The sequence below is a fragment of the Gilliamella sp. Pas-s27 genome (genome assembly GCF_009795865.1).
Lineage (GTDB): Bacteria > Pseudomonadota > Gammaproteobacteria > Enterobacterales > Orbaceae > Gilliamella.
Map to the genome: position 1 here is coordinate 28,147 of NZ_WTEW01000017.1, position 24,384 is coordinate 52,530.

Annotated in this window: 26 protein-coding genes; 7 read left to right on the forward strand and 19 right to left on the reverse strand. The window is 36.8% G+C overall.

Going from position 1 to position 24,384, the window contains the following annotated elements; translation table 11 throughout:
* Window positions 1-15: 15 nt before the first annotated feature.
* The 12 genes from rplB to iscR form a co-directional block, all read right to left on the reverse strand.
* Window positions 16-840: a 50S ribosomal protein L2 gene (gene rplB, locus GQ589_RS07765; RefSeq protein WP_160401459.1), complete on the reverse strand. Its 825-nt coding sequence runs from the start codon at window positions 838-840 to the stop codon at window positions 16-18.
* Between the two features lie 18 nt (window positions 841-858).
* Window positions 859-1,161: a 50S ribosomal protein L23 gene (gene rplW, locus GQ589_RS07770; protein WP_034885052.1), complete on the reverse strand. Its 303-nt coding sequence runs from the start codon at window positions 1,159-1,161 to the stop codon at window positions 859-861.
* Complete coding sequence (gene rplD, locus GQ589_RS07775; protein WP_160401461.1) at window positions 1,158-1,760, reverse strand: 50S ribosomal protein L4; 603 nt, start codon at window positions 1,758-1,760, stop codon at window positions 1,158-1,160. Before rplD ends, rplW begins: the two co-directional genes overlap by 4 nt.
* 16 nt (window positions 1,761-1,776) lie before the next feature.
* The gene (gene rplC, locus GQ589_RS07780; RefSeq protein ID WP_065558577.1) at window positions 1,777-2,403 is read right to left on the reverse strand and encodes a 50S ribosomal protein L3; all 627 of its coding nucleotides are present in this window, start codon (window positions 2,401-2,403) and stop codon (window positions 1,777-1,779) included.
* A gap of 31 nt (window positions 2,404-2,434) precedes the next feature.
* Window positions 2,435-2,746 carry a 30S ribosomal protein S10 gene (gene rpsJ / locus GQ589_RS07785; RefSeq protein ID WP_006120582.1) on the reverse strand — a complete coding sequence of 104 codons (312 nt, stop codon included), beginning with the start codon at window positions 2,744-2,746 and terminating at the stop codon, window positions 2,435-2,437.
* A gap of 371 nt (window positions 2,747-3,117) precedes the next feature.
* The gene (gene fdx, locus GQ589_RS07790; protein WP_160401463.1) at window positions 3,118-3,456 is read right to left on the reverse strand and encodes an ISC system 2Fe-2S type ferredoxin; all 339 of its coding nucleotides are present in this window, start codon (window positions 3,454-3,456) and stop codon (window positions 3,118-3,120) included.
* A 14-nt stretch (window positions 3,457-3,470) separates the two neighbouring features.
* On the reverse strand, window positions 3,471-5,330 hold the full coding sequence (gene hscA / locus GQ589_RS07795) for a Fe-S protein assembly chaperone HscA (protein ID WP_160401465.1): 1,860 nt from the start codon (window positions 5,328-5,330) through the stop codon (window positions 3,471-3,473).
* 36 nt (window positions 5,331-5,366) lie between these two features.
* Entirely contained in the window at window positions 5,367-5,885 is a 519-nt protein-coding gene (hscB, locus tag GQ589_RS07800) for a Fe-S protein assembly co-chaperone HscB (protein ID WP_160412364.1), read from the reverse strand.
* Between the two features lie 15 nt (window positions 5,886-5,900).
* A complete protein-coding gene (gene iscA, locus GQ589_RS07805) occupies window positions 5,901-6,224 on the reverse strand; it encodes an iron-sulfur cluster assembly protein IscA (RefSeq protein ID WP_160401468.1) in 324 nt (107 codons plus the stop codon).
* Entirely contained in the window at window positions 6,224-6,610 is a 387-nt protein-coding gene (gene iscU, locus GQ589_RS07810; protein WP_160425439.1) for a Fe-S cluster assembly scaffold IscU, read from the reverse strand. The genes iscA and iscU overlap by 1 nt, the downstream gene beginning before the upstream one ends.
* A 15-nt stretch (window positions 6,611-6,625) precedes the next feature.
* Window positions 6,626-7,840 carry an IscS subfamily cysteine desulfurase gene (locus tag GQ589_RS07815; RefSeq protein ID WP_160425441.1) on the reverse strand — a complete coding sequence of 405 codons (1,215 nt, stop codon included), beginning with the start codon at window positions 7,838-7,840 and terminating at the stop codon, window positions 6,626-6,628.
* A 38-nt stretch (window positions 7,841-7,878) separates the two neighbouring features.
* A complete protein-coding gene (iscR, locus tag GQ589_RS07820) occupies window positions 7,879-8,334 on the reverse strand; it encodes a Fe-S cluster assembly transcriptional regulator IscR (protein WP_160401473.1) in 456 nt (151 codons plus the stop codon).
* A 162-nt stretch (window positions 8,335-8,496) separates the two neighbouring features.
* Here iscR and sltY point away from each other — a divergent pair, with 162 nt between their 5' ends.
* Together sltY and trpR are read left to right on the forward strand one after the other, a co-directional pair.
* Window positions 8,497-10,437, forward strand: coding sequence for a murein transglycosylase (sltY, locus tag GQ589_RS07825; RefSeq protein ID WP_160425443.1), 1,941 nt, complete (start codon window positions 8,497-8,499; stop codon window positions 10,435-10,437).
* A gap of 11 nt (window positions 10,438-10,448) precedes the next feature.
* Window positions 10,449-10,739, forward strand: a complete 291-nt coding sequence (gene trpR, locus GQ589_RS07830; RefSeq protein ID WP_160401475.1) for a trp operon repressor — start codon at window positions 10,449-10,451, stop codon at window positions 10,737-10,739.
* A 40-nt stretch (window positions 10,740-10,779) separates the two neighbouring features.
* Here trpR and robA read toward each other — a convergent pair whose 3' ends face one another.
* From robA to GQ589_RS07845, 3 genes are all read right to left on the reverse strand, one after another.
* Window positions 10,780-11,703 carry an MDR efflux pump AcrAB transcriptional activator RobA gene (robA, locus tag GQ589_RS07835; protein WP_160401476.1) on the reverse strand — a complete coding sequence of 308 codons (924 nt, stop codon included), beginning with the start codon at window positions 11,701-11,703 and terminating at the stop codon, window positions 10,780-10,782.
* A gap of 86 nt (window positions 11,704-11,789) precedes the next feature.
* A complete protein-coding gene (gene nfuA, locus GQ589_RS07840; RefSeq protein WP_160401497.1) occupies window positions 11,790-12,365 on the reverse strand; it encodes a Fe-S biogenesis protein NfuA in 576 nt (191 codons plus the stop codon).
* 111 nt (window positions 12,366-12,476) lie between these two features.
* On the reverse strand, window positions 12,477-13,127 hold the full coding sequence (locus GQ589_RS07845) for a phosphoribosyltransferase family protein (RefSeq protein ID WP_160412358.1): 651 nt from the start codon (window positions 13,125-13,127) through the stop codon (window positions 12,477-12,479).
* 305 nt (window positions 13,128-13,432) lie between these two features.
* On the opposite strand from GQ589_RS07845, the gene GQ589_RS07850 reads away from it, so the two are divergent.
* Window positions 13,433-13,996 carry a peptidylprolyl isomerase gene (locus GQ589_RS07850; protein ID WP_160401480.1) on the forward strand — a complete coding sequence of 188 codons (564 nt, stop codon included), beginning with the start codon at window positions 13,433-13,435 and terminating at the stop codon, window positions 13,994-13,996.
* A gap of 141 nt (window positions 13,997-14,137) precedes the next feature.
* Here GQ589_RS07850 and pepB read toward each other — a convergent pair whose 3' ends face one another.
* A complete protein-coding gene (gene pepB, locus GQ589_RS07855) occupies window positions 14,138-15,418 on the reverse strand; it encodes an aminopeptidase PepB (RefSeq protein ID WP_160412356.1) in 1,281 nt (426 codons plus the stop codon).
* 101 nt (window positions 15,419-15,519) lie between these two features.
* On the opposite strand from pepB, the gene GQ589_RS07860 reads away from it, so the two are divergent.
* Entirely contained in the window at window positions 15,520-16,293 is a 774-nt protein-coding gene (locus GQ589_RS07860; RefSeq protein WP_160401483.1) for a tyrosine-protein phosphatase, read from the forward strand.
* A 35-nt stretch (window positions 16,294-16,328) separates the two neighbouring features.
* On the opposite strand, the gene GQ589_RS07865 is transcribed toward GQ589_RS07860, so the two are convergent.
* A complete protein-coding gene (locus GQ589_RS07865; protein WP_160401485.1) occupies window positions 16,329-16,949 on the reverse strand; it encodes a 4'-phosphopantetheinyl transferase superfamily protein in 621 nt (206 codons plus the stop codon).
* Window positions 16,950-17,045: 96 nt separating this feature from the next.
* Here GQ589_RS07865 and metC point away from each other — a divergent pair, with 96 nt between their 5' ends.
* The 3 genes from metC to GQ589_RS07880 all read left to right on the forward strand — a co-directional run bounded on the left by metC (window position 17,046) and on the right by GQ589_RS07880 (window position 21,144).
* Window positions 17,046-18,263, forward strand: coding sequence for a cystathionine beta-lyase (gene metC, locus GQ589_RS07870; protein ID WP_160401487.1), 1,218 nt, complete (start codon window positions 17,046-17,048; stop codon window positions 18,261-18,263).
* A gap of 32 nt (window positions 18,264-18,295) precedes the next feature.
* Entirely contained in the window at window positions 18,296-19,582 is a 1,287-nt protein-coding gene (tilS, locus tag GQ589_RS07875; RefSeq protein WP_370519427.1) for a tRNA lysidine(34) synthetase TilS, read from the forward strand.
* 155 nt (window positions 19,583-19,737) lie between these two features.
* Complete coding sequence (locus tag GQ589_RS07880) at window positions 19,738-21,144, forward strand: FAD-binding oxidoreductase (RefSeq protein ID WP_160425447.1); 1,407 nt, start codon at window positions 19,738-19,740, stop codon at window positions 21,142-21,144.
* 84 nt (window positions 21,145-21,228) lie between these two features.
* On the opposite strand, the gene GQ589_RS07885 is transcribed toward GQ589_RS07880, so the two are convergent.
* Window positions 21,229-23,418, reverse strand: coding sequence for a cation-translocating P-type ATPase (locus GQ589_RS07885; protein ID WP_160425449.1), 2,190 nt, complete (start codon window positions 23,416-23,418; stop codon window positions 21,229-21,231).
* A 133-nt stretch (window positions 23,419-23,551) separates the two neighbouring features.
* The gene (gene suhB / locus GQ589_RS07890) at window positions 23,552-24,355 is read right to left on the reverse strand and encodes an inositol-1-monophosphatase (protein ID WP_160425451.1); all 804 of its coding nucleotides are present in this window, start codon (window positions 24,353-24,355) and stop codon (window positions 23,552-23,554) included.
* Window positions 24,356-24,384: the final 29 nt, after the last annotated feature.

Consider the following 24,384-nt stretch of genomic DNA (forward strand, 5'->3'; position numbering starts at 1 on the left):
AATCCTCTATATTAATTATTTCTTATTGCGACGGCGAACAATGTACTTATCAGTACGTTTGTTGCTACGCGTTTTCAATCCTTTGGCTTTTTGACCCCATGGAGACACAGGATGTTTACCAAAGTTACGACCTTCACCACCACCATGTGGATGGTCTACCGGGTTCATTGCTGTACCACGAACAGTAGGACGAATACCACGCCAACGCGAAGCACCCGCTTTACCTAATACGCGAAGCATATGCTCTGAATTACCCACTTCACCGATAGTAGCTCGGCAATCAGATAATACTTTACGCATTTCACCTGAACGCAAACGTAATGTTACATATGCACCATCACGAGCAACGATTTGAACATAACTACCAGCAGAGCGAGCAAGTTGTCCGCCTTTACCTGGTTTCATTTCAATATTATGTACGGTAGAACCGACTGGAATATTACGCATTGGTAAACAGTTACCTGTTTTAATCGATGCGTCAACACCAGATTGGATCTGATCACCTGCTTTTAAGCCTTTAGGCGCTAAAATATAACGACGTTCACCGTCTTTATATAAAACCAATGCAATATTTGCACTACGGTTTGGATCATATTCCAAACGTTCAACAACTGCTGGAATACCATCTTTATTACGCTTAAAATCGACAATACGATAATGTTGTTTATGACCACCACCAATATGACGGGTAGTGATACGACCATTATTATTGCGACCACCAGTTTTGCTTTTTGAATCAAGCAACGGTGCATAAGGCTTACCTTTATGCAACTCTGGGTTAACCACTTTAACAACGTGGCGACGACCCGGAGATGTAGGTTTACACTTAACAACTGCCATTGTTCTTACTCCTCCGAATTACTCAGCGACGCCAGCAAGGTCTAAATTTTGACCTTCTGCTAAAGTAACGTAAGCTTTTTTCCAGTCGCTACGGCGACCGATTTGTTGACCACGACGTTTTACTTTGCCTTTAACAACAAGTGTATTAACGTCATCTACTTTAACTTCAAATAGTTGTTCAACTGCGGCTTTAATCTCTCTCTTAGTAGCATCTTTAGCAACTTTCAATACTAATGTATTTGTTTTTTCCATTGAAATAGATGCTTTTTCAGAAACATGTGGTGCTCGCAGGACTTTAAGCAGACGCTCTTCACGAATCATGCTAACATCTCCTCTACTTGTTTAACAGCATCAACAGTGATAACTACTTTGTCAAATGCAATCAAACTAACTGGATCAATACCTGCTACATCACGCACATCAACTTTATGTAAGTTGCGTGCTGCTAAGAAAAGATTTTCATCAACTTCAGAAGCGATAATAAGAACATCATTAAGGTTCATATCATTTAATTTCTGAGTTAATAATTTAGTCTTAGGTGCTTCAACAGTAAATGTTTCAACAACAATTAAACGTTCTTGACGCACTAATTCAGAGAAAATACTCTTTAATGCACCACGATACATTTTGCGGTTAACTTTTTGGCTATGATCTTGTGGTTTTGCTGCAAATGTCACACCACCACTACGCCAAATTGGGCTCTTAATAGAACCTGAACGAGCACGACCTGTGCCTTTTTGACGCCATGGTTTTTTGCCTGAACCAGCGATTTCTGCACGAGTTTTTTGTGCACGAGAGCCCTGACGAGCAGCAGATGCATAAGCAACAACCACTTGATGAACTAACGCTTCATTAAACTCACGTCCGAAGGTAGTTTCGGAAACAGAAAGCGCTTTCGCGTCTTTTACTACTAATTCCATCTCTATCTCCTCGACGTTAAGCCTTGATTGCCGGTTTAACAATTACGTCACTATTGATTGCACCAGGAACCGCACCTTTAATTAATAAAAGATTACGTTCAGCATCAACACGTACAATATCTAAGTTTTGAACAGTTACACGTTCATTACCTAAGTGACCTGCCATTTTACGACCTTTAAACACTTTACCCGGAGTTTGGTTTTGACCGATAGAGCCATGACCACGGTGTGCCAAAGAGTTACCATGAGTAGCATCTTGAGTACGGAAATTCCAACGTTTAGTCACGCCAGCAAAACCTTTACCTTTAGATGTCCCAGTAACATCAACTTTTTTAACGTCAGTAAAAATATCAACGTTAATACTTTGACCTACAGTAAATTCGCCTTCTTCAAAACGGAATTCCCATAGACCACGACCAGCTTCAACGCCAGCCTTAGCGAAATGACCTGCTTCAGGTTTGTTTACACGACTTGCTTTTTTGCTGCCAGTTGTAACCTGAATAGCTTGATAACCGTCATTCTCAAGTGTTTTAACTTGAGTAACTCGGTTGCTTTGAACTTCAACTACGGTGACAGGAATAGAAACACCTTCTTCAGTAAAGATTCGTGTCATTCCTACTTTACGACCGATTAAACCAATCATTGTTTCGACCTCTCAATCATTCAGCTTAGGATTAACCTAAACTGATCTGCACATCAACACCGGCAGCAAGGTCTAGACGCATTAAAGCATCAACTGTTTTTTCAGTTGGCTCAACGATATCAACTAGACGCTTATGAGTACGAATCTCATATTGATCACGTGCATCTTTATTAACATGCGGAGAAATCAATACAGTGAAACGTTCTTTGCGTGTCGGTAATGGAATAGGACCACGAACCTGCGCACCAGTGCGCTTCGCAGTTTCTACAATTTCAGCAGTTGATTGATCAATCAAACGATGATCAAACGCTTTTAACCGAATACGGATTCTTTGGTTCGACATGAGACCAGAGCTCCATTATTTAAAAGTTATAACAAAAGATTACTCCTCTTGCCCTGTTTCGATTGACAGGAGAGTGTAATCCGTTCTTTTTCGTAACCCCCAGATCGGAGGTATTGTTGATATAATTAACTGTTTTTAATTTAGTAATTATATCTTTTGTATCATTTGCTTATCCAAACACAATAAGCAAAGTGCTACTAATTATACGGCATTAGTGAACTAATGCAAGCGGTAATTAACAAATTGGTTTCTTATAATAAAAATCACACTATCATATTAAAGGTATTGAATTTTAAACGTCTAATACCAATTTTTTATAATTAATTATTTTTGGCAATCACATTGACCTTAATTAGAATGACAATGGCAAATTAATGATCTTCTTTAGCGTGATTAAGGCTATATCTTGGAATCTCAACTTCTAGATCTTCATTAGTAACACGTGCTTGGCAACTTAAACGACTATGTGGTTCAACTCCCCATGCTTTATCTAGCATGTCATCTTCTTGTTCATCACTTTGTTCAAGTGAATCAAATCCTTTACGAACAATACAATGACATGTGGAACACGCGCACGACATTTCACAAGCATGTTCTATCTCAATATCATTACGCAAAGCAACGTCTAAAATAGATTCACCTTCTTGTGCCTCGACAGTTTTTCCTTCTGGGCAAAGATCGGCGTTCGGTAAAAAGGTAATTTTTGGCATAATAATCTCGTTAGTTAAATCTCGTCAACTTTATGACCTGTTAAAGCGTGGCGAATTGACCTATCCATACGCTTAGCTGCAAAATCTTGTGTCACGTTATCAACAATTTTAATTTGTTCTGCAATTATTTGACTATCGTCTAATTCACTCGCTGCTTGTAATTGATGCTTAGCAACTAAAATTTGTTTAAGTTCTTTTTCATTCAATAAATCAGCATCTTTATCTAAAGCACTTTGTAAACTTTCGAGCACTCTAGCAGCTTCAACTTTTTGTTCGGCAAGCATTCTTACCTGTTTATCCTGCTGAGCATGACTAATTGAATCTTGAATCATGGTTGCAATTTCTTTATCACTCAATCCATAAGATGGTTTAACTTGAATTGAAGCTTCAACACCTGTTGATTTTTCCATTGCCGTAACGCTTAATAACCCATCCGCATCAACTTGAAAAGTTACACGAATATGTGCTCCTCCAGCAGGCATAGGAGGAATCCCTCGTAAAATAAATTTAGCCAGCGAACGACAATCACTAACACTTTCACGCTCACCTTGTAGCACATGAATCATCATGGCTGTTTGACCATCTTTAAAAGTAGTAAATTCTTGAGCCCTTGCACATGGAATAGTACTATTCCTTGGAATAATTCTTTCAACTAATTCCCCCATTGTTTCTATTCCTAGCGATAATGGAATAACATCAAGCAACAACATATCAGAATCAGGCTTATTTCCTACAAGAATATCAGCTTGAATAGCCGCACCAATTGCAACAACTTTGTCTGGATCAATAGAAGTTAACGGATTGGTTTTAAAATAATCACCTACTAATTCTCGTACTAAAGGAACACGAGTAGAACCTCCAACCATAACAACTTCAACTATTTCATCGACATTAATGTCTGCATCTTTTAACGCACGACGACAAACTGCCAAAGTACGTTTGACCAATGGCTCGATTAAGTATTGAAATTGCTGGCGAGTAATAGTCAACGACAGATTATCAAGAGAAAAGACAGCAGAATCTTGATGACTTAGCAAAATTTTTATTTCAGTAGCTTGATTACTAATTTTTTGATTAAGATAAGGATCTATATTATTAACCAATCCTAACTCTCTTTTTATATAGTCAGCAAGTAACCGATCAAAATCATCACCACCAAGTGCAGAATCACCACCAGTTGACAGAACTTCAAAAACACCTTGATGTAAACGTAAAATAGAGATATCAAATGTTCCACCACCTAAATCATAAACCGCAATAACACCTTCTTTTCCTGAATCTAAGCCATACGCAATTGCAGCAGCAGTCGGCTCATTTAATAATCGAAGAACATGTAAACCCGCTAATTTTGCGGCATCTTTCGTTGCCTGCCTTTGCGCATCATCAAAATAGGCAGGAACAGTAATAACAGCACCATCTATTTCCCCTTGCAAGCTCTGCCTTGCTCGCTCAGCTAAAGCAATCAAAATTTCGGACGAAACTTGTATTGGATTGACTTGACCATTAGGCAAGTTTAATAAAGGTACGCTATTTTCAGTTTGTGAAAAAGTATATGGAAAATGTGATAAATCTATATCAGATAAACTTCGCCCCATTAATCGCTTAATAGAGCTAACGGTATTTTGCGGATCATTAACGGCATTACTTTTAGCGTTTTTTCCCACTGTAATAACAGGGTTTTCATCATGATCAACACCATAATGGACAACTGATGGTAACAACGAATTACCATCTAAATCGGGCAATACTTCTGATTGACCACTGCGCACTGTTGCGACTAATGAATTAGTTGTACCAAGATCAATACCCACAGCAATACGACGTTGATGTGGCAGTGGGGTTTGTCCTGGCTCACTGATTTGTAATAATACCATTTAATCTATCTCTATCAATACGTTACTTATCTTAAATTATAAATCAAATTGTTTTTCTTGTAACTTTTCGATTTGTTCAATCAATCTAGTTAGGTAACGGATTTTATAAATTTGATTAAGTGCAATTTGCCAATCTTGCTTTGAGATAAATTGTAATAGCTCGTTATATATTGTTTTTTCACGTTTAATAATTTCTTCATGGAAACGATCTAAAGCCTCAAAATTAGATTGGTTTTCTATATCGTCAAGCTGTTCACGTAAAGAAAATTGTTCCATTAAAAAATCAGCATCATGAATAATATTTTGCTCAGTTGCCACATCAAAACCTTGCAAAGATAAAAAATACTCCGCCGCTTTGATCGGATTTTTTAAAGTTCGATAACCATCATTAATAGCGGCTGATTTTTGAATAACAGCCACTTTATCACTATCAGCTACAGTAGCAAAATTATCTGGGTGATACTGTCTTTGCAATTGTTGATAATGAGAGGTTAACTGTGCAACATCTACTGGTAATTGAGCTGGTAAACCTAATAATTCAAAATAATTAACCATAACTATGGTACCCAATTACACATTAAAGCTTTCGCCACAACCACATTCATGGTGTGCATTAGGGTTATTAAACTTGAAACCCTCATTTAATCCTTCTTTGACAAAATCAAGTTCAGTGCCATCAATATAGACTAAACTTTTTTTATCAACGATAACTTTAACTTCTTTGTCTTCAAAGACACTATCATCATCGTTAATTACATCGGCAAACTCTAAGACATACGCCATTCCCGAACAACCCGATGTTTTAACGCCTAACCGGAGCCCAACGCCTTTTCCTCGATTTGCTAAAAAAGCCTGAACACGATTGGCTGCATTATTTGTTAACGTGATCGCCATTAACGTTGTCCTTTTTTAGTCTTATAGTCATCGATAGCAGCTTTAATTGCATCTTCAGCTAAAATTGAACAATGGATTTTAACTGGTGGCAATGCAAGCTCTTGTGCAATATCAGTATTTTTAATCGCTTCAGCTTCGTCTAATGATTTACCTTTTATCCATTCCGTCACCAAAGAACTTGATGCAATTGCACTACCGCAACCATACGTTTTAAACTTAGCATCTTCGATAATACCATTATCATTTACTTTAATTTGTAAACGCATCACATCGCCACACGCAGGGGCACCAACCATGCCACTACCGACATTAGGATCATTTTGATCAAACGAACCAACATTACGTGGATTTTCATAATGATCAACAACTTTTTCACTGTACACCATAATTTACTCCTAATCTTAATGTGCTGACCATTTAATGGTTGACAGATCAATACCGTCTTTAAACATTTCCCAAAGTGGGGACAAATTTCTAAGTTTACCAATTGATTCTTTAACTAGCTTAATCACATAATCAATTTCTTCTTCAGTCGAAAAACGACCAATTGAAAAGCGAATTGAACTATGTGCTAGCTCATCATTAAGACCTAATGCTCTCAAAACATAAGACGGTTCTAAACTAGCAGATGTGCAAGCCGAACCAGATGAAACAGCCAAATCTTTCAAAGCCATCATCAAAGATTCACCTTCAATATAGGCAAAACTAACATTTAAAATATTTGGTACACTGTGCTCTAAAGAACCGTTAAGATAAACTTCTTCAATATCTTTTAAACCGTTCCATAAACGATTTTTAAGTGCCAACAAACGTGGCATTTCAGTTGCCATTACCTCTTTAGCAATATGATATGCTTCACCCATGCCAACAATTTGATGCACAGGTAAAGTACCAGAGCGCATACCCCTCTCGTGTCCACCACCATGCATTTGAGCTTCAATGCGTACACGAGGTTTACGCCTTACATAAAGTCCACCAATCCCTTTAGGACCATAAATTTTATGCCCCGAAAAGGACATCAAATCAACTTTTAACTTAGTTAAATCAATCGGCAATTTACCTACGCTTTGCGTTGCATCAACGTGAAAAACAATACCTCGTTCACGACACATATTGCCAATTTTTTCAATGTCTTGTATGACACCTGTTTCATTATTAACATGCATAATCGACACAACTGTTGTATCACTACGCATTGCGGATGCAAGTTTATCTAGATCAAGTATACCATTAGATTCCGGTGCCAAATAAGTTACCTCATAGCCTTCTCTTTCAAGTTGGCGACAGGTATCAAGCACAGCTTTATGCTCAGTTTTACAAGTAATAATATGCTTACCTTTGGCATTATTAAAATGAGCGGCACCTTTAATTGCTAAATTATCGGCTTCAGTTGCACCTGATGTAAAAACGATTTCGCGCGAATCTGCCCCGATCAAATCAGCAATCTGATTTCTGGCAATGTCAACGGCTTCTTCTGCTTGCCACCCAAACTTATGAGAACGAGACGCTGGATTACCAAAAATACCATCAGGAGTTAAATACTGCATCATTTTTTCAGCGACTCTAGGATCAACAGGCGTTGTGGCTGCATAATCCATATAAATAGGTAGTTTCATTAATTACTCCCAATTACAAATTCTATATTCTATTTTTATTAATTAATTTGGACGTGTTGTATATTACTTTGTCGATTAGCAACAGCTTTGACTTCTTGATTATTCACAAGCTCACTCAGTGTAATGCTCGTTAAAAAATCATCAATACGTTCACTTAATTCATTCCAAAGCGTATGCGTTAAACACCTAACCCCGCCTTGACAACCATCTTGCCCATGGCACTTTGTTGCATGAACTGTTTCATCAACAGCTTTAACAATTGAGCTAATAGCGATTTGATCCATACTACGACTAAGAATATAACCTCCGCCTGGACCTCTAACGCTTTGCACTAAGCCATTTTTGCGTAACCGAGCAAATAATTGTTCAAGGTAAGAAAGCGAGATTTCTTGACGTTCTGAAATATCTGCAAGAGATACCGGTCCAGAATCAGCATGCAATGCGACATCAAGCATTGCTGTTACCGCATATCGTCCTTTTGATGTCAATTTCATTGATCATTCCTCTATATTTGGTAATACTTATTGTATATATCCACTTAATTTAGTCAAGTATTTAGTTGAGTATTTTAGTAGGAATTACCCTATAGTTCATCGTCGACGAATCATAGCGTAATATGCTAATCTAATAAACTAAATTCATATGGGAGTTAAAGGATGAAATTAGTATTACGTTGTTTTTTGGTAACATGCCTAATATTCACAAGTAGTAGTTATGCAGATAATTCTGAAAAGAAACTGCGAGAACATTACCAAAAATGGCTTAATTCTTATCAAACACTTAATTTTGAAGAACAACAAACATTACTTTCAGCCATAAAAGATTACCCATTATATCCTTATGCCGCTGTACAATTTTTTCAAAACAACATAAAAATTGTTTCACCACAAACAGTCAGTGACTTTGTTAACCAGTATCATGATTTTCCACTAACGGCTTCATTAAGCCAATCTTACTTAACAGAATTAAGCAATCGTCAAGATTGGAACTCAATTATTTCGTTTCCAAAAGACAACTCAATACTTTCTAATTGTCACTACCAATACGCATTATTACAAAAAGGAAACGACAAAACAGCCTTTAGTACAATTGAATCACTTTGGATGACAGGTAAAGAACTTCCTTCGGCTTGCGATCCATTACTCAACGCATGGTCACAAGCAGGTAAACAAACGACTAAATTAATATTATTGCGTATTGAACTGGCTCTTGAAGCAAATAATTTAAAGTTAACCAAACATCTAGTAAACTTACTTGATAACAGTTATAAAACAACAAAAACAAATTTAGTGGCTGTACTAGATAACCCTAGAAAATTAGAAGATTTTTCAAAAAATATTAAAGCTAATACTTTCACTAAAAAAGTTGTCTTAGCATCATTTCCTCGCTTAGCAAAAGCAGACATAAACTTAGCTGCATCATTATTACCAAAACTAGTTAAACAACAGGCCTTAAATGAAGCAGAGCAAATTATGTTACAAAAAAGCTTAGCTAACCGCTACTTTAATGATTCGGCAACGAGCGAACAGATAAAATGGCGTGATAGCTACATAGCAAAATATCATGATACAGCATTAGTTGAAAAACGCATCCGACTTGCTATCGATGCTTATAACTTTACTGACATAGCTTATTGGATAGCACAATTACCCCCAGAAGATCAATTAAAAGAGGAATGGCAATATTGGCAAGCTCGAGTACTGCTAAATAAAAATCAAAAAAATGAAGCTAACAGCATTTTGAAAAAGCTCACAACCAACCGTGGATTTTATGGCATGATAAGTGCACAAACGCTTAATCAGCCTTATTCAATCAATAACCAATCAAAAAAAATCACACAATCAGAAATATCAGCATTAAAAAGAAAATATGATAATCAACACTATGTAAAAAGAATCAACGAATTACGTTATTTAGGCATGGCATCAGAATCAGTCAAAGAATGGCGATATATGTTAAATAATCAAACAAATAAAGATGAATATATACCGTTATCTCAATATGCCTTACAAAAGGGATGGGGTGATCTTAGTATTCAAGCAACTATTGCTGGCAAGCTTTGGAATAACTGGACAGAACGTTTACCTATTATGTACAAAGACTTATATAATAATGCATTAAAAGAAAAAACCATTACGTTATCTTATGCTTTAGCTATTTCTCGTCAAGAAAGTGCACTTGATACTAACGCTAAGTCACCTGCTGGCGCTCGAGGGCTAATGCAATTAATGCCAGCAACAGCCAAAGAAACAGCTAAAAAAGTCAATTCAGTCACTTATGTTTCATCAGAGCAATTATTTAACCCGCTAACCAATATACAGTTAGGCACTTCGTATCTAAACACTGTTTATCTACAAAATAATAATAACCGTATATTATCTTCAGCAGCTTATAATGCAGGACCCAATAATGTTAAACGCTGGTTAAAAGCGAGCAACGGAAAACTTGATGCTGTCGCATTTATAGATAGTATACCATTTACAGAAACACGTAATTATGTCAAAAACGTATTAGTATATGATTATATTTATCAAATAATCCTAGGGCAAAAAAATGTCAATATTCTTAATTCAAATGAATTTAATAAACAATATTAACGGTGATTATAATGAAAACTAACGAATGGAAACAAACGGTTGAAATATTACACCAAGCATTTAATGATGGTTACTCACTTGATATATTAAAACTATTAATGACCGCTGATGAACGCGATGCACTAATCACTCGAGTCAAAATTGTACATTCACTCCTCGATGGCTCAATCAATCAACGCCAACTAAAAGAACAACTCAAAATTGGCATTGCAACAGTAACCAGAGGCTCCAATAGCCTTAAAGAATCAACACCTGAATTCAAAAAATGGCTAGAAAACAATTTATTAAAATCAGATAATTAAATATAACTGTCAATATCTATCAATAAATTGACTTATTTTGCTATGACAATAAATTTGATTGGATATTGACGCCACTTTCAGCCACAACTGGCAAACAATAATCACACTCCATATGCTTAATATCTTTAACCGATTCGATACTATCATCGTGAAGGTTATGATGAATTTCAATTATACAACTAGAGTAGCGTAAACGCACTTTTAATGCAGGCATAGCAGCTAAATGAACTCGAGAAATAAAATCGCTAAACTTATCTGGTGAACCAACATATTTAAAACAAAGGTATAATCCCCCCTCACTAACAAACTGCTCAATATGCTCAAGATCATTATTATGATCTAAGGTAATTGTATAAAACAGCTCTTGTTCATTAGCATTATCTTTGCTTTTCAATATACGACTAAAAGCATAAATTTTATCTGGTAGGTTTTCACATTTACTATTACAGCGTGATATATAATTATAAAAAAATTGAGTTCTTAGTTTATTTTCTTCATCTAATAATTGACTAAAATTACAATTATTCTTAAATGTAATACCCCAAAAAGTTTTTTTGGGCATATTAACGAATTTCGGCTCAGGCAATAAAAACTGACTTTTATTTAATTCAATCGCAGGAGTTAAACCGGTAGGATCCCAAAATTCACCTCTGCGATAACTTGCGGGAGTCTCATTAAATTGTTTTTTAAAGGACCGAGTAAAGGTTTGCTGAGAATCAAAACGATATTGCATCGCAATATCTAAAATAGGCTTACTTGTCATACGCAAAGCAAGTGCTGCATAAGTTAAACGACGATGCCTAATATAAGTACCAAGTACCTGACCTGTTACCTCTTTAAACATACGTTGTAAATGCCACTTAGAATAACCTGATTTTTGTGCAACATGATCGATAGATAACGGTTGCTCCAAATTTTTTTCAATCCAAACGATAAGATCTGAAATAATACTAACTTGATTCATAAAACCTCATCATAATATCAAATGGCAAACATCAGTCGATTATGACTCAATCCTAGCAATAAGCAAGGCTTAAATAAAATTTATTTTCAGCAAAACGAGTGCGCTCCGGCTTGATGTTCAGTAATATCTTTTACACCGGCAAGCTCTGGAAATTCTGCCATTAATTGCTTTTCGATACCTTCCTTCAAGGTGTAATCGACCATTGAACATCCATTACATCCACCACCAAATTGCAATATAACATAATTATCTTCAGTTAACTCAACTAAACTAACATGCCCCCCATGGCTAGCTAATTGAGGATTAATCTGCGCTTGGATTGCATAGTTAACACGTTCAATAAGTGGCGCATCGTCAGCGACTTTCTTCATTTTTGAATTTGGCGCTTTTAATGTTAATTGCGAACCTAATTCATCCGTCACGTAATCAATAACGGTTTCTTCTAAAAATGGCGCACTAATTTCATCGATATAAACTGAAAAATCGGTATACTTTTCTTCAATATCACTATCTTCCACCGTATCAGCAGGACAATATGAAACACCACATTCAGCACTTGGCGTACCAGGGTTAATAACAAATACCCGGATTTGTGTTCCATCAGGTTGATTAGCAAGCAATTTTTTAAAGTGTTGTTGAGCTGACTCAGAAATAGTGATAATAGACATAACCCCTCACTTTAATGTCATTAGGTAATTAATAAACCTAATATCATTTATAATATAATAATAGTTGACTAACTTTCTTGGTTATTATAGGGGTTGTTTAATATTTTACAATACTGTACGGCATAAACAAACAACTTGAACACTCGTTGCACCACATTTTTTTAATTGCTGACTAATGACATTAACTGTATTACCCGTTGTAACAATATCATCAATAAGCATTATCGATTTTTTTGACAGATCTTGATGACACATAAAAAGCGTTTCGACATTAGCAATTCGTTCTGTAAGAGACAAACTTTTTTGATCTTGCCTACCTTTATTCCGAGACAACAAATAAGGATAAAAATCCCGATTTAACCATCTAGCAATAGGCTTTGCCAATAATTCTGCTTGATTAAAGCCACGAGACCAATAACGAATATGATGCAATGGCACACAAGTTACCAAATCAGGTTTAACTAAAGCATCTCGTTCTCGTCTTTGATACCAAGCTAAAAACATCAATCTGGCTAATGCTCTATTTAGTTCTACTTTGTTGTAAAACTTAAAATGATGAATTAATTTTTTTAATGGATTAACATAGTCAGAAACCGCAATAAGCTCATCCCAATGGGGTTTCTTGACACGACATCGATAACAGATATCTGTCGGTAAAGAGTGTGGTAAACAACATTGATGACAAATTTTATTGAATTTAGGTAAATTATTAACACATTGACAACAAATGCCATGATGAGACAAAAATAAAGGCATATCGCACAAAATACATCGCATAAAATTCAATAGACTTATTTATAAAATAAATTCAGAAAATATAGCGTTTTAATATAAAAAACATACAACAAAAAAATTAATTTTATTTATAAACGCACTTGTTTTTTTGCATTCCTTTTCAGGAAACATCAATACAATAAACCAATTGGTTTTACTATTTTATACAATTAAATACTTCTACGATCTGCAACACAAAAAATCATCTGGTTTTTCATAATAGTATTCAAAATAATTAAATATCCGGTATAATCAACTACCCTCTTTTTGGAGCAAGGAATAACTATATGAAAAAAATTAAATTGTTATTTATCACAATATTGCTAACTTTATTTTCTAGCATTACTTTAGCTGACACCAAAGTACTATTACAAACCAGCATGGGTGACATTGAAATCGAACTAGACAGCGAACATGCACCAATTACCGCCAAAAACTTTCTTGATTACGTAAATAGTGGATTCTATGAAAATTTAACTTTCCATCGCGTCATTCCAGGATTTATGATTCAAGGTGGTGGTGCTGATGATCAATTAAAATTCAAAGATACTAACCCACCAATTAAAAATGAAGCTGAAAACGGTTTAAAAAATGACCGAGGCACTATTGCCATGGCAAGAACCAGTGAAGTAAACAGTGCAACAAGCCAATTTTTTATCAATGTAGTAAATAATGATTTCCTTAATTATCAATCACCACAACAATATGGTTATGCAGTATTTGGTAAAGTAACTAAAGGGATGGATATCGTTGATAAAATTGTCAGTGTCCCAACTAAACGCGTGGGACCACATAGAGATGTGCCTACCGAACCAATTTACATTAAAAAAGCGAGTGTAGTTCAAGAATAGTACAACGACAAGCAATTAACTGACACCGTCTATTATCCTAATAAAAAACGGCTTAATAAAAAAATACCTCTGCAAATAAATTGATTTACAGAGGTATTTATCCAAATAATCTATCCTAAACTTACAACTATCATTTCCAAGCTATTTTAAAGCTATTAATAAATTGGCTAACGTTCTTACCCCTATCCCAGTTGCACCTGTTGCCCATAAAGCTGTCGCACTTTTGCGGAATGTTGCTGAACAATCAATATGTAGCCAATTGTTTTGATAATTTTTAACAAAATGCGATAAAAAAGCCGCAGCAGTGCTCGCTCCAGCGGTATTAGGTATACCGGAATTTGCCATATCAGCGAATGATGATGGAAATTGCGAACGGTGAAATTCAGCTAATGGTAATCGCCAAAAAGCTTCATGTTCAACATCACTACTAGCTAACAATTGGTTAGCAAAGTTATCATCAAACGAAAGTAATGAGTGATAATCATTCCCTACCGCAATTTTAGCAGCACCAGTCAGTGTTGCGCAGTCAATAATATAATGAGGTTTATCATTATCAGCACAAATTAAACCATCAGCCAAGACAAGACGCCCTTCGGCATCGGTATTATCAACCTCGACCGTTTTACCATTACGATAACGAATAATATCACCTAACTTAAATGCATTACCACTAACCAAATTATCAGCACAACATAAATACAGCTTAATTCGATGATTCACGCCTCGTGCAATGGCTAATGCTAACGCACTGGTCACTAACGCAGCTCCCCCCATATCAGAACGCATTGATTCCATAAAATTACTTGGTTTTAAGCTATATCCTCCAGAATCAAAGGTAATACCTTTACCCACTAAACAAGCAACAATTGGAGCATTAGGATTTTTGGAAGGATTATAATCAAGCTCAAGCAAGGCAGCAGGTCTATCCGAGCCCTTACCCACCGAATAAATCCCCATATAATCATGCTCTTTTAACGCTTCGCCCGAAATAATATTGTAAGAGACACCAGACGAATAGGCACTAATCAACTCCGCACTTTTCGTTGCTAGTGCTAACGGGCTTAACGTTTCGGCTTGCTCATTAACAATATCACGACACCAATCAATAATGGCTAAACGATGTTTTAATTCTTGTTTATCTTGAGTATTGAGTTTTGGCCAAGAAACTTTAGTGCTATTTTTAGCATTCCGATAACCTAACCAAAAATGCCAACAAGCTTCAAGATCCCAATTATCACCACTTAATTTAACGGCACTTATTCCTTGGTTATCTAACTTGCGCCCTGCCCGCTGAATTGCACCTAAACGGTGCTGAGTATCATAATGAATCGTAATAGCATCATCCGAAAAACTCAACAACGCATTCTTGCCCCATTGCGTTGGTGCGGGTTTATCAGATAACAAAATAGATAACGTTGACATAATAAGAACCTTAATCATGAGTTAAGTAAAAACAGTGGCTTAATTCTAATCAGAAACATGCTAATATAGCAAGCAAAGTTAAGCAGAAATAAGGAAGAATAATGGCCGCAATAGTACCAATAAAAAATGGAATTAATTTTCGTGATTTGGGAGGAATCAAAACAACTGATGGACGTCAAATACGATCGGGTATGTTATACCGTTCAGGGGCATTCTCACTTATTACGCAAGAAGAACAATTTTATTTATCTAACGAATTAAATCTACACTATATTTTAGACTATCGTGACCAAGATGAAATTGCACGAAACCCCGACAAACTATGGCATAACGCAAAATATATTAATGTACCGGCAAACCCTTTGAGCGATACAGTCACAGCCAGTTTAACAAGTGACTTGGGAAGTCACACCCAAGCACTGAAAAAAAACTCCCCATTTGATTTTATGATTAAGCTTTACCAATTACTACCATTTAACAACCCTGCATACAAAAAACTTTCCTCGCTATTACTAACTTCGCAAGGCAAACCTTTAGTGCAACATTGTGCAGTAGGAAAAGATCGTACGGGTGTTGGGGTTGCATTAGTGCTATTTGCATTAGGAGTTAGCGAAGACAGCGTAATACAGGATTACTTACAGACAGAACAGCTGTTATCTGATTATCGAGAATATTTACTAAGCCAATATAAAAACAAAGCAACACCTGATGAAATTGAAAAGCGTAAAATCATCTTTGCAACTAAAAAAGAGTACCTAACAGCAGCATTAGATGCGATCAAAGCGCGCTACGGCACCATTGACGAATGGTTATCACAAGAATATCAATTAAACGAACATAATAGACAAATAATACAAGATATCTATTTGATTTAAATTGATTTAAAAAATAATCGCAATCAAATACAGTATCAAGATAATAAAATAAGTTCAGAAATCGGCTCGTTACAGTTTACAGACAAATGAACATCATCAACCTGATGATATTGATAATAAAAATGCTGAGCAAAAGGCGCTGTAATCACTTGCTCAGTTAAATCAACATTAACCGATTTAATTTGCCAAACGCCTTTAGCATATAATTTTAACGCCGATTCTTTCAACGTCCATAATTGCCAAAAAGCCCTTAATGAATCATCTTGTTTGATCAACCATTGATATTCATCATCTGCAAAAAAGTTCTTAGCCACCTTCAAATAATTTTTGCGCGGACGATCCACTTCGACATCAAGTCCGATCATACCCGTTAATGAAATCGCTACCGCCACCCAATTTTGACTATGACTAATATTAAAATCGGGCAAATGACGCTCTAAAAAACAAGGACGACCATTATCACCAACAACGATTGTTGGCAAAATCGAAATATCACAATACTGCTTAAGTAAATTGGCTAATATTGAGCGACATACTAAAAACTGTTTTTTACGCTCATCATTAAATTTATCGGCCTCATCAACAATCTGCTTTGGCAATAACGCAAAATCAATTGTTGAATGATTCAAATTAGCTAGTTGGATTATTAACGTCATTGGTAAACGGGTATTTATAAAAATTATTTTTTACTATTTTAACAGCATGCTATGCTAACTGTTATTAAAATTTATTAAATTGCAAAAGGAATCATCATGTCATTACCAACAAAATTAGTCCATGCAGGACGTAAAAAACGTTATACACAAGGTGCGGTTAATTCGGTGATTCAACGAGCCTCATCACTGGTTTTTGATAGCATTGCCGCCAAAAAAGAAGCCACCAAAAATCGAACAAACGGTGAACTTTTTTATGGACGCCGAGGCACACTAACCCACTTTGCGCTACAAGAAGCCATGGTAGACATTGAAGGAGGAGCCGGTTGTTACCTTTACCCATGTGGTGCAGCGGCCATTGCTAATGCAATTTTAGCCTTTGTAAAAACAGGCGATCATATTTTAGTATCCGAAGCGGCTTACGAACCTACCCAAGAATTTTGCCAACACATCTTAAAAGATCTCGGGGTTGAAACAGATTACTTTTCGCCATTAATAGGCAGCAATATCACCAATTATATAAAACCCAATACCAAAGTCGTATTTCTTGAATCACCAAGTTCCATCACAATGGAAGTGCAAGACATCCCCACTATTGTCAAAGCTATTCGAAGCGCCAACCCTGAAATTGTTATCATGATGGATAACACTTGGGGAGCAGGCATATTATTTAAAGCCTTAGCGCATGATATTGATATCTCAATACAAGCCGGCACCAAATACCTCATTGGCCATTCTGATGCCATGCTAGGCACCGCAGTTGCTAACCAACGTTGTTGGGATAGGCTACGCGAACGCTCCTACCTAATGGGACAAATGTGCGATGCAGACACAGCTTACATGGCAACCCGAGGCTTACGAACACTAGCAATAAGACTTAAACAACATCATGAAAGCGGCATAAAAGTTGCCAAATGGTTAGCACATCACCCAAAAGTTGCCACAGTAAATCACCCTGCATTAGAAAGCTGTAAAGGACATGAATTCTTTAAACGCGATTTTACAGGTGCAAGTGGTTTATTCTCGTTTGTCTTAAAAGATCATTTAACTGATGTTCAGTTAGCTGATTTCCTTGATAACTTAACTTACTTTTCAATGGCTTACTCATGGGGTGGATTTGAATCATTAATTTTAGCTAACCAACCTGAAGAACTTACTAACATCAGACCTGTATCAGGCATCGACTTCAAAGGAACACTAATTAGGTTACATATTGGGCTTGAAGATCCTGATGATTTAATTGCCGATCTTGCTGCTGGTTTAGACAGAATAAAACGACAAAAAAATAAAACCAATGCATTACAGAGTTTAGTATAATTAGGTAGAAAATGAATAACCAACACCAAACCCTGTTTACAAACACCATTGAACAGACTATTTTTGATCATATAAAAAACCACCCATCCCTCCTGATTGCTTATAGTGGAGGGGTTGATTCAAGCGTCTTAATGCATGCGCTAGTACAGCTCAAACGCCAATTGCCAAATTTAACACTTAGGGCAATTTATATTCATCATGGATTAAGCAACAATGCTGACAATTGGGCGACACATTGCCAAAAACAATGCCAAACGTGGCAAGTACCGCTCATCATAGAAAAAGTTAAGCTAACCCCCCATGCAGGAAATATCGAAGAACAAGCCAGAAACGCACGTTACCAAGCGATTTATCATCATCTAAAAAGCAACGAAACATTATGCACCGCTCAACACCTTGATGATCAATGCGAAACCTTTTTTCTAGCGTTAAAACGAGGTAGTGGCCCAGCTGGATTATCGGCAATGCCTATTGAAACTAAACAGCACCTTCGCCCATTATTAACTGTGTCACGAACTCAAATTGAAAATTACGCCAAACACCATCATCTAACGTGGATAGAAGACGAAAGCAACCAAGATGACCGCTACGATCGTAACTTTTTAAGACTCAATGTCTTACCAACAATTAATCAACGCTGGCCTCATTTTTCTCAAATGGTGGCACGCAGTGCCACATTATGCCAACAACAAGAAGCACTGATTAACGAATTATTATTATCCGAATTTCAACAAATAGTTACTCAACAAGGACAATTGCACCTTGCTCCTTTAATGAACTATTCAGAATATAAACGCAATGCTATTTTGCGCATGTGGTTGCGAACTCAACAAATAGCCATGCCAACACAAAAACAATTAGCATTAATTTGGCCAACCGTTGCCTTAGCCAAAGAAGATGCCAATCCACAATTTATTCTTAACAACAAACAAATACGCCGTTATCAAAACCGGCTCTACCTATTACCGCTATATCAAAATATTGAACAACAAAAACTCCACTGGGACTTAACGTCAGAATTGCTCTTGCCCGATAATGCCGGTAAATTACAGCTCAATCACCAACACCATTTAACGTGTCGTTTACCGAAAAAAGACGAACAAGTGACTGTACAATTCCATGCTCAAGGAAAATTACAAATCGTTAATCGTCATGGTTCACGACCAATAAAAAAACTATGGCAAGAGCATAATATTCCACCATGGATGCGAACTCGAATCCCACTGATTTACTACAATGAACAACTGATCTGCGCAGTTGGCGTATTTGTGACAGAACAAGGAAAAGGAACACAAATCGGGTTTACTCTTACGGAATAACAATACATCGATTTAATTTATTAAACGCTACTGTATTAAACGCTATGGTTTGTTTTTGTCTGTTAGTTCAAAAAATAATAACCTATTGATTTATATACCTAGTACAGGTAAAATTAATTTTTTATCATTAAATATCATATATATAACAATTCACAATGAAAAAATTCACTTTCTTGAGCTGCTGTCTTTTCCTTGCATTACCATTAACAACGCAAGCAGTAGTAGTTAATGACGTTACAGGCATGACACCTGTCGAAGTTACTGCAGTTATGCAGCCAGAATCAACCCAACAAGTTGCCGAACTGATTAAAAATTCTAAGGGACCAATCAGTATCGCCGGTAAAAAATACAGCATGGGTGGACAAACAGCAATAAACAATGGAATTCAAATAGACACACAAAAGCTAAACCATGTAATTGATTTCAACCCCGAACAAAAACTTTTAACCATTGAAACAGGGGCAACTTGGCGTCAAGTACAGGAGCTAATTGATCCCTACAACTTATCAGTAAAAATCATGCAAAGCTATGCCAACTTTAGCATTGGTGGATCATTGAGCGTCAATGTACATGGCCGTTATATTGGCGAAGGTCCAATAATATTATCGGTAGAAAAATTCAAAATTGTATTAGCAGATGGCTCAATCGTCGAGGCGACCCCAAAAGAAAATCAAGATATATTTTATGGCGCTATCGGCGGTTATGGTGGCTTAGGTGTAATTACAGAAGTCACCTTACGACTTGCTGATAATGTTAAGGTAAAACGCATTAGTGACGTTATGCCAATTACAAAATACTACCCATATTTCATGCAACAGATTCGATCTGATAAAGGGGCAATATTTCATAACTCGGTCATTTACCCGCCTGATTTTGAAGAAGTTCGCGCTGTTACTTTTAAAGAAACACAAGAACCATTAACTATTTTAGACAGACTACGTCCAACCGATCAATATTCATATGATCAGGAACAAAAAATCAAAATCGTCGCATCATCAGACGAAGGCAAACGCTTACGCAAATTGTATGATGATCTAGATTATATACAACAACCCGTAATGTGGCGTAATTATGAAGCTAGTTTTGATGTATCTAATTTACAGCCGATCAAAGATAAAGATAAAAGCTTTGCACTAGAAGAGTATTTTATCCCTGTAGATCGGTTTGAGGACTTTTATCCTGAATTAATTGCTATTTTGAAAAAACATCGGGCTAATGTGATTAATATTTCTATTCGTCATGCCAATGCTGATAGTGGCTCGCTACTGGCATGGGCTAAAACCGAAGTATTTGCTTTTGTGATTTATTATCAACAAGCTACCGATGAACAAAGCAAAAAGGAAGTCGGAATCTGGACTCGAGAATTAATCGATGCAGTATTAGCAAAAGGTGGTAGTTATTATTTACCTTATCAATTACATGCAACTTCTGAACAGTTTCAACGTGCATATCCACAAGCCGAACGCTTTTTCAAGCTTAAAGCACAGTTAGACCCAGAAAACAAATTCAGTAATATGATGTTAAAAAAATACGGCCCTAGCGCTGTACAACAGGTAAAGTAAAACATACTTAAATATCACTAACAACTAACCCAACAATAGAAGGGATGCCTAGCAGCCCTTTTTATTTAAAATCAAAACAGCAGATTATTGATTTGCGGATCTTGCTTTCCAACGCTTAAGCAACAAAGCATTAGTCACAACACTAACGCTACTTAACGCCATGGCGGCACCTGCTAGCATTGGATTTAAAAACCCCAGTGCCGCAAGTGGAATGCCAATTAAATTATAAAAAAAAGCCCAAAATAGATTTTGCTTAATTTTATGATAAGTTCGGCGCGAAATATCAATCGCATCAGCAATCAAAAATAAATTTCCTCGCATCAACGTAATACTTGCGGCATGCATAGCCACATCGGTCCCCGTACCCATAGCAATACCAATATCTGCAGCCGCCAAAGCTGGGGCATCATTAATACCATCACCAACCATAGCCACTTTATGATTAACTACGGTTGTATCTTCATTTTGTTGCAATTGATAAATATAATTGGCTTTATCTTGTGGCAATACTTCAGCAATAACCTTATCTAGACTTAATTGCTGACCAACCATATTGGCCACTTTCTGACTGTCACCCGTTAACATAACGGTTTTTACATTCAATTGATATAATGCTTCAATTGCCGTTTTTGCTTCTTGTTTAATAACATCAGCAAAACCAAACAAAGCCAATATCACTACACCACCTTCTAATTGTTGTTTAGCTAAAAACGAAATGGTATAACCTTTGCTAGATAATTCACTAACCTTATCGTCCATATTCACAAAATAAGCATTTAATGATTTCATCCAACGCAAACTACCTAAATAATATTCCGTATTATCAACCGTTGCCATCACACCAAATCCAGCAACCGAAGTAATATTTTGAGCATAACAATGCGTTTTAGCTTTACTTAAAATCGCTTTTGCTAGTGGATGCTCACTACCAGCTTGTAATGATGCAGCGAGCGATAAAATCTGATCGGGCGTCTCGCTACCCATAATATCCATCTCGACTAATTCAGGTTTACCAATTGTTAAAGTACCTGTTTTATCAAAAGCGATGGTATTGATATTATGCAGTGTTTCTAACGCTTCAGCATCTTTAATTAAAATACCATGCCCCGCAGCCACTCCAGTACCCACCATAATTGCTGTTGGTGTTGCTAAGCCTAAAGCACATGGGCAAGCAATCACTAACACCGCAACGGCATGGAGCAATGCTTGCTGCCAATCATGCGACATCATCCCCCAAGCCAATAACGTAACCAATGCAATTAACAAAATTACTGGCACAAAAACAGCACTAATACGATCAACTACCCGCTGAATCGGTGCTTTTTTAGCTTGAGCGGATTCAACCATTTCAATGATTTTGGATAAAGTAGAATCCGATTGAATAGCCGTAGTTTTAACAATCAATACCCCTTCACCATTAATCGTACCGCCAGTAACCGCATCATTAACGGTTTTATTTACAGGCAGGCTTTCGCCCGTTAACATCGACTCATCACTACTTGATACGCCTTCAATCACAATACCATCAACAGGAATGCGATCGCCTGGTTTAATAATAACAATATCATGCACTTTAACTTGGCTAATAGGCAAACTCACCTCTTGATCACCACGCCTTACTAAAGCAACATCAGGACGCAGTGCTGACAGGGCTTTGATGGCTTGCGTGGTTTGCCGTTTAGCGTTTGACTCTAACCATTTACCTAACAAAATCAAAGTGATAATAATCACTGAAGATTCAAAATAAAGGTGCTCATCATTACCCACGAAAAACTGATACACCGACAACCCATAAGCAGCACTGGTACCAATAGCCACCAACAAATCCATATTGCCTGACAACGCCTTAACCGCATTAAAACCGCTTCGATAAAATTTAGCGCCTAGCCCAAATTGCACAATAGAGGCAATAACCAATTGTAACCAAGCAGGCATCATCAAATGCACACCAAATGGCGCCAACAACATTGGAAACACAAAAGGAATAGCAAAAATAACAGCAACAACAATCGGCCAACTAGATAATTGTGTTTTCAATTGAGAAGACTTTGCTGATTGCGTTATTTTAACGGCATGATAACCCGCATTATCAACCGCAGACATTAACGACTCAAGCGTCACATGCTCATCGGCATCAACCGTTGCCTTTTCGGTCGCAAGATTTACGCTAACATCAACAACGCCATCGACCTTTTTCAGCGCCTTTTCAACACGCCCAACACAAGATGCACAACTCATATCTTCAACAATAAAATGATATTGAACTGTTTTCATTATGCTTTCCTTAATGATTAATGGAATGGAATACAAAGTCGGCCTATGCTTAATATAAAGGTCGAATAAAAATAAAACAGCGCTCACAGGGCTTGACAAACCCTGTGATAAAACAGAAAGGAGGAAGGAGGAATTAGTTGCGTAACTTTTCTGGCCAATCGTTTTGGGTTGAAACCAACAAATCTTTCACAATTCGAGGATTACCCGCCACCACATTACCCGAAACCATATAATTATTACCACCAACAAAATCCGTAATCACACCACCTGCCTCACGCAAAATCAACTCACCACCCGCAATATCCCATGGTTTTAAACCGATTTCAAAAAAGCCATCTAAACGACCTGCAGCAACATAAGCAAGATCCAAAGCAGCAGAACCACTACGGCGAAAATCGCCACATCTTACAAACAACTTTTGTAGCACAGCAAAATAGCTATCGCTATATTGTTTTTGTTTAAAAGGAAAAGCCATTGCCAGCAGGCTATTATCTAAATCTTTAGCATTACTAACACGAATACGATAACCATTAAGTTGCGCACCTTTACCCCGAGCAGCGGTAAACAGTTCGTTAGTCATTGGGTTATAAACAACAGCAATTTCGGTTTTCCCTTTAACGCGAGCCGCGATAGACACTGCAAAATGAGGGATATTTTTAATAAAATTGGTTGTACCATCAATCGGATCGATAATCCACTGAGTATCGGCATCATTACCTTTAACTAAGCCGCTTTCTTCGGCAATGATAGTATGGTCAGGGTAAGCTTTTTTGATTGTTTCAACAATTAAAGCCTCGGCAGCACGATCCACATTTGTGGCAAAATCATTAGCGCCTTTGCTGTCAATTTCGATTGAACTAGGGTTTTCATAAGCCTTAATGGCCACATTGCCTGCTTTACGAGCAGCGCGAATAGCGATATTAAGCATCGGATGCATAAATTTATTCCAATTGATGATGTTAAAGA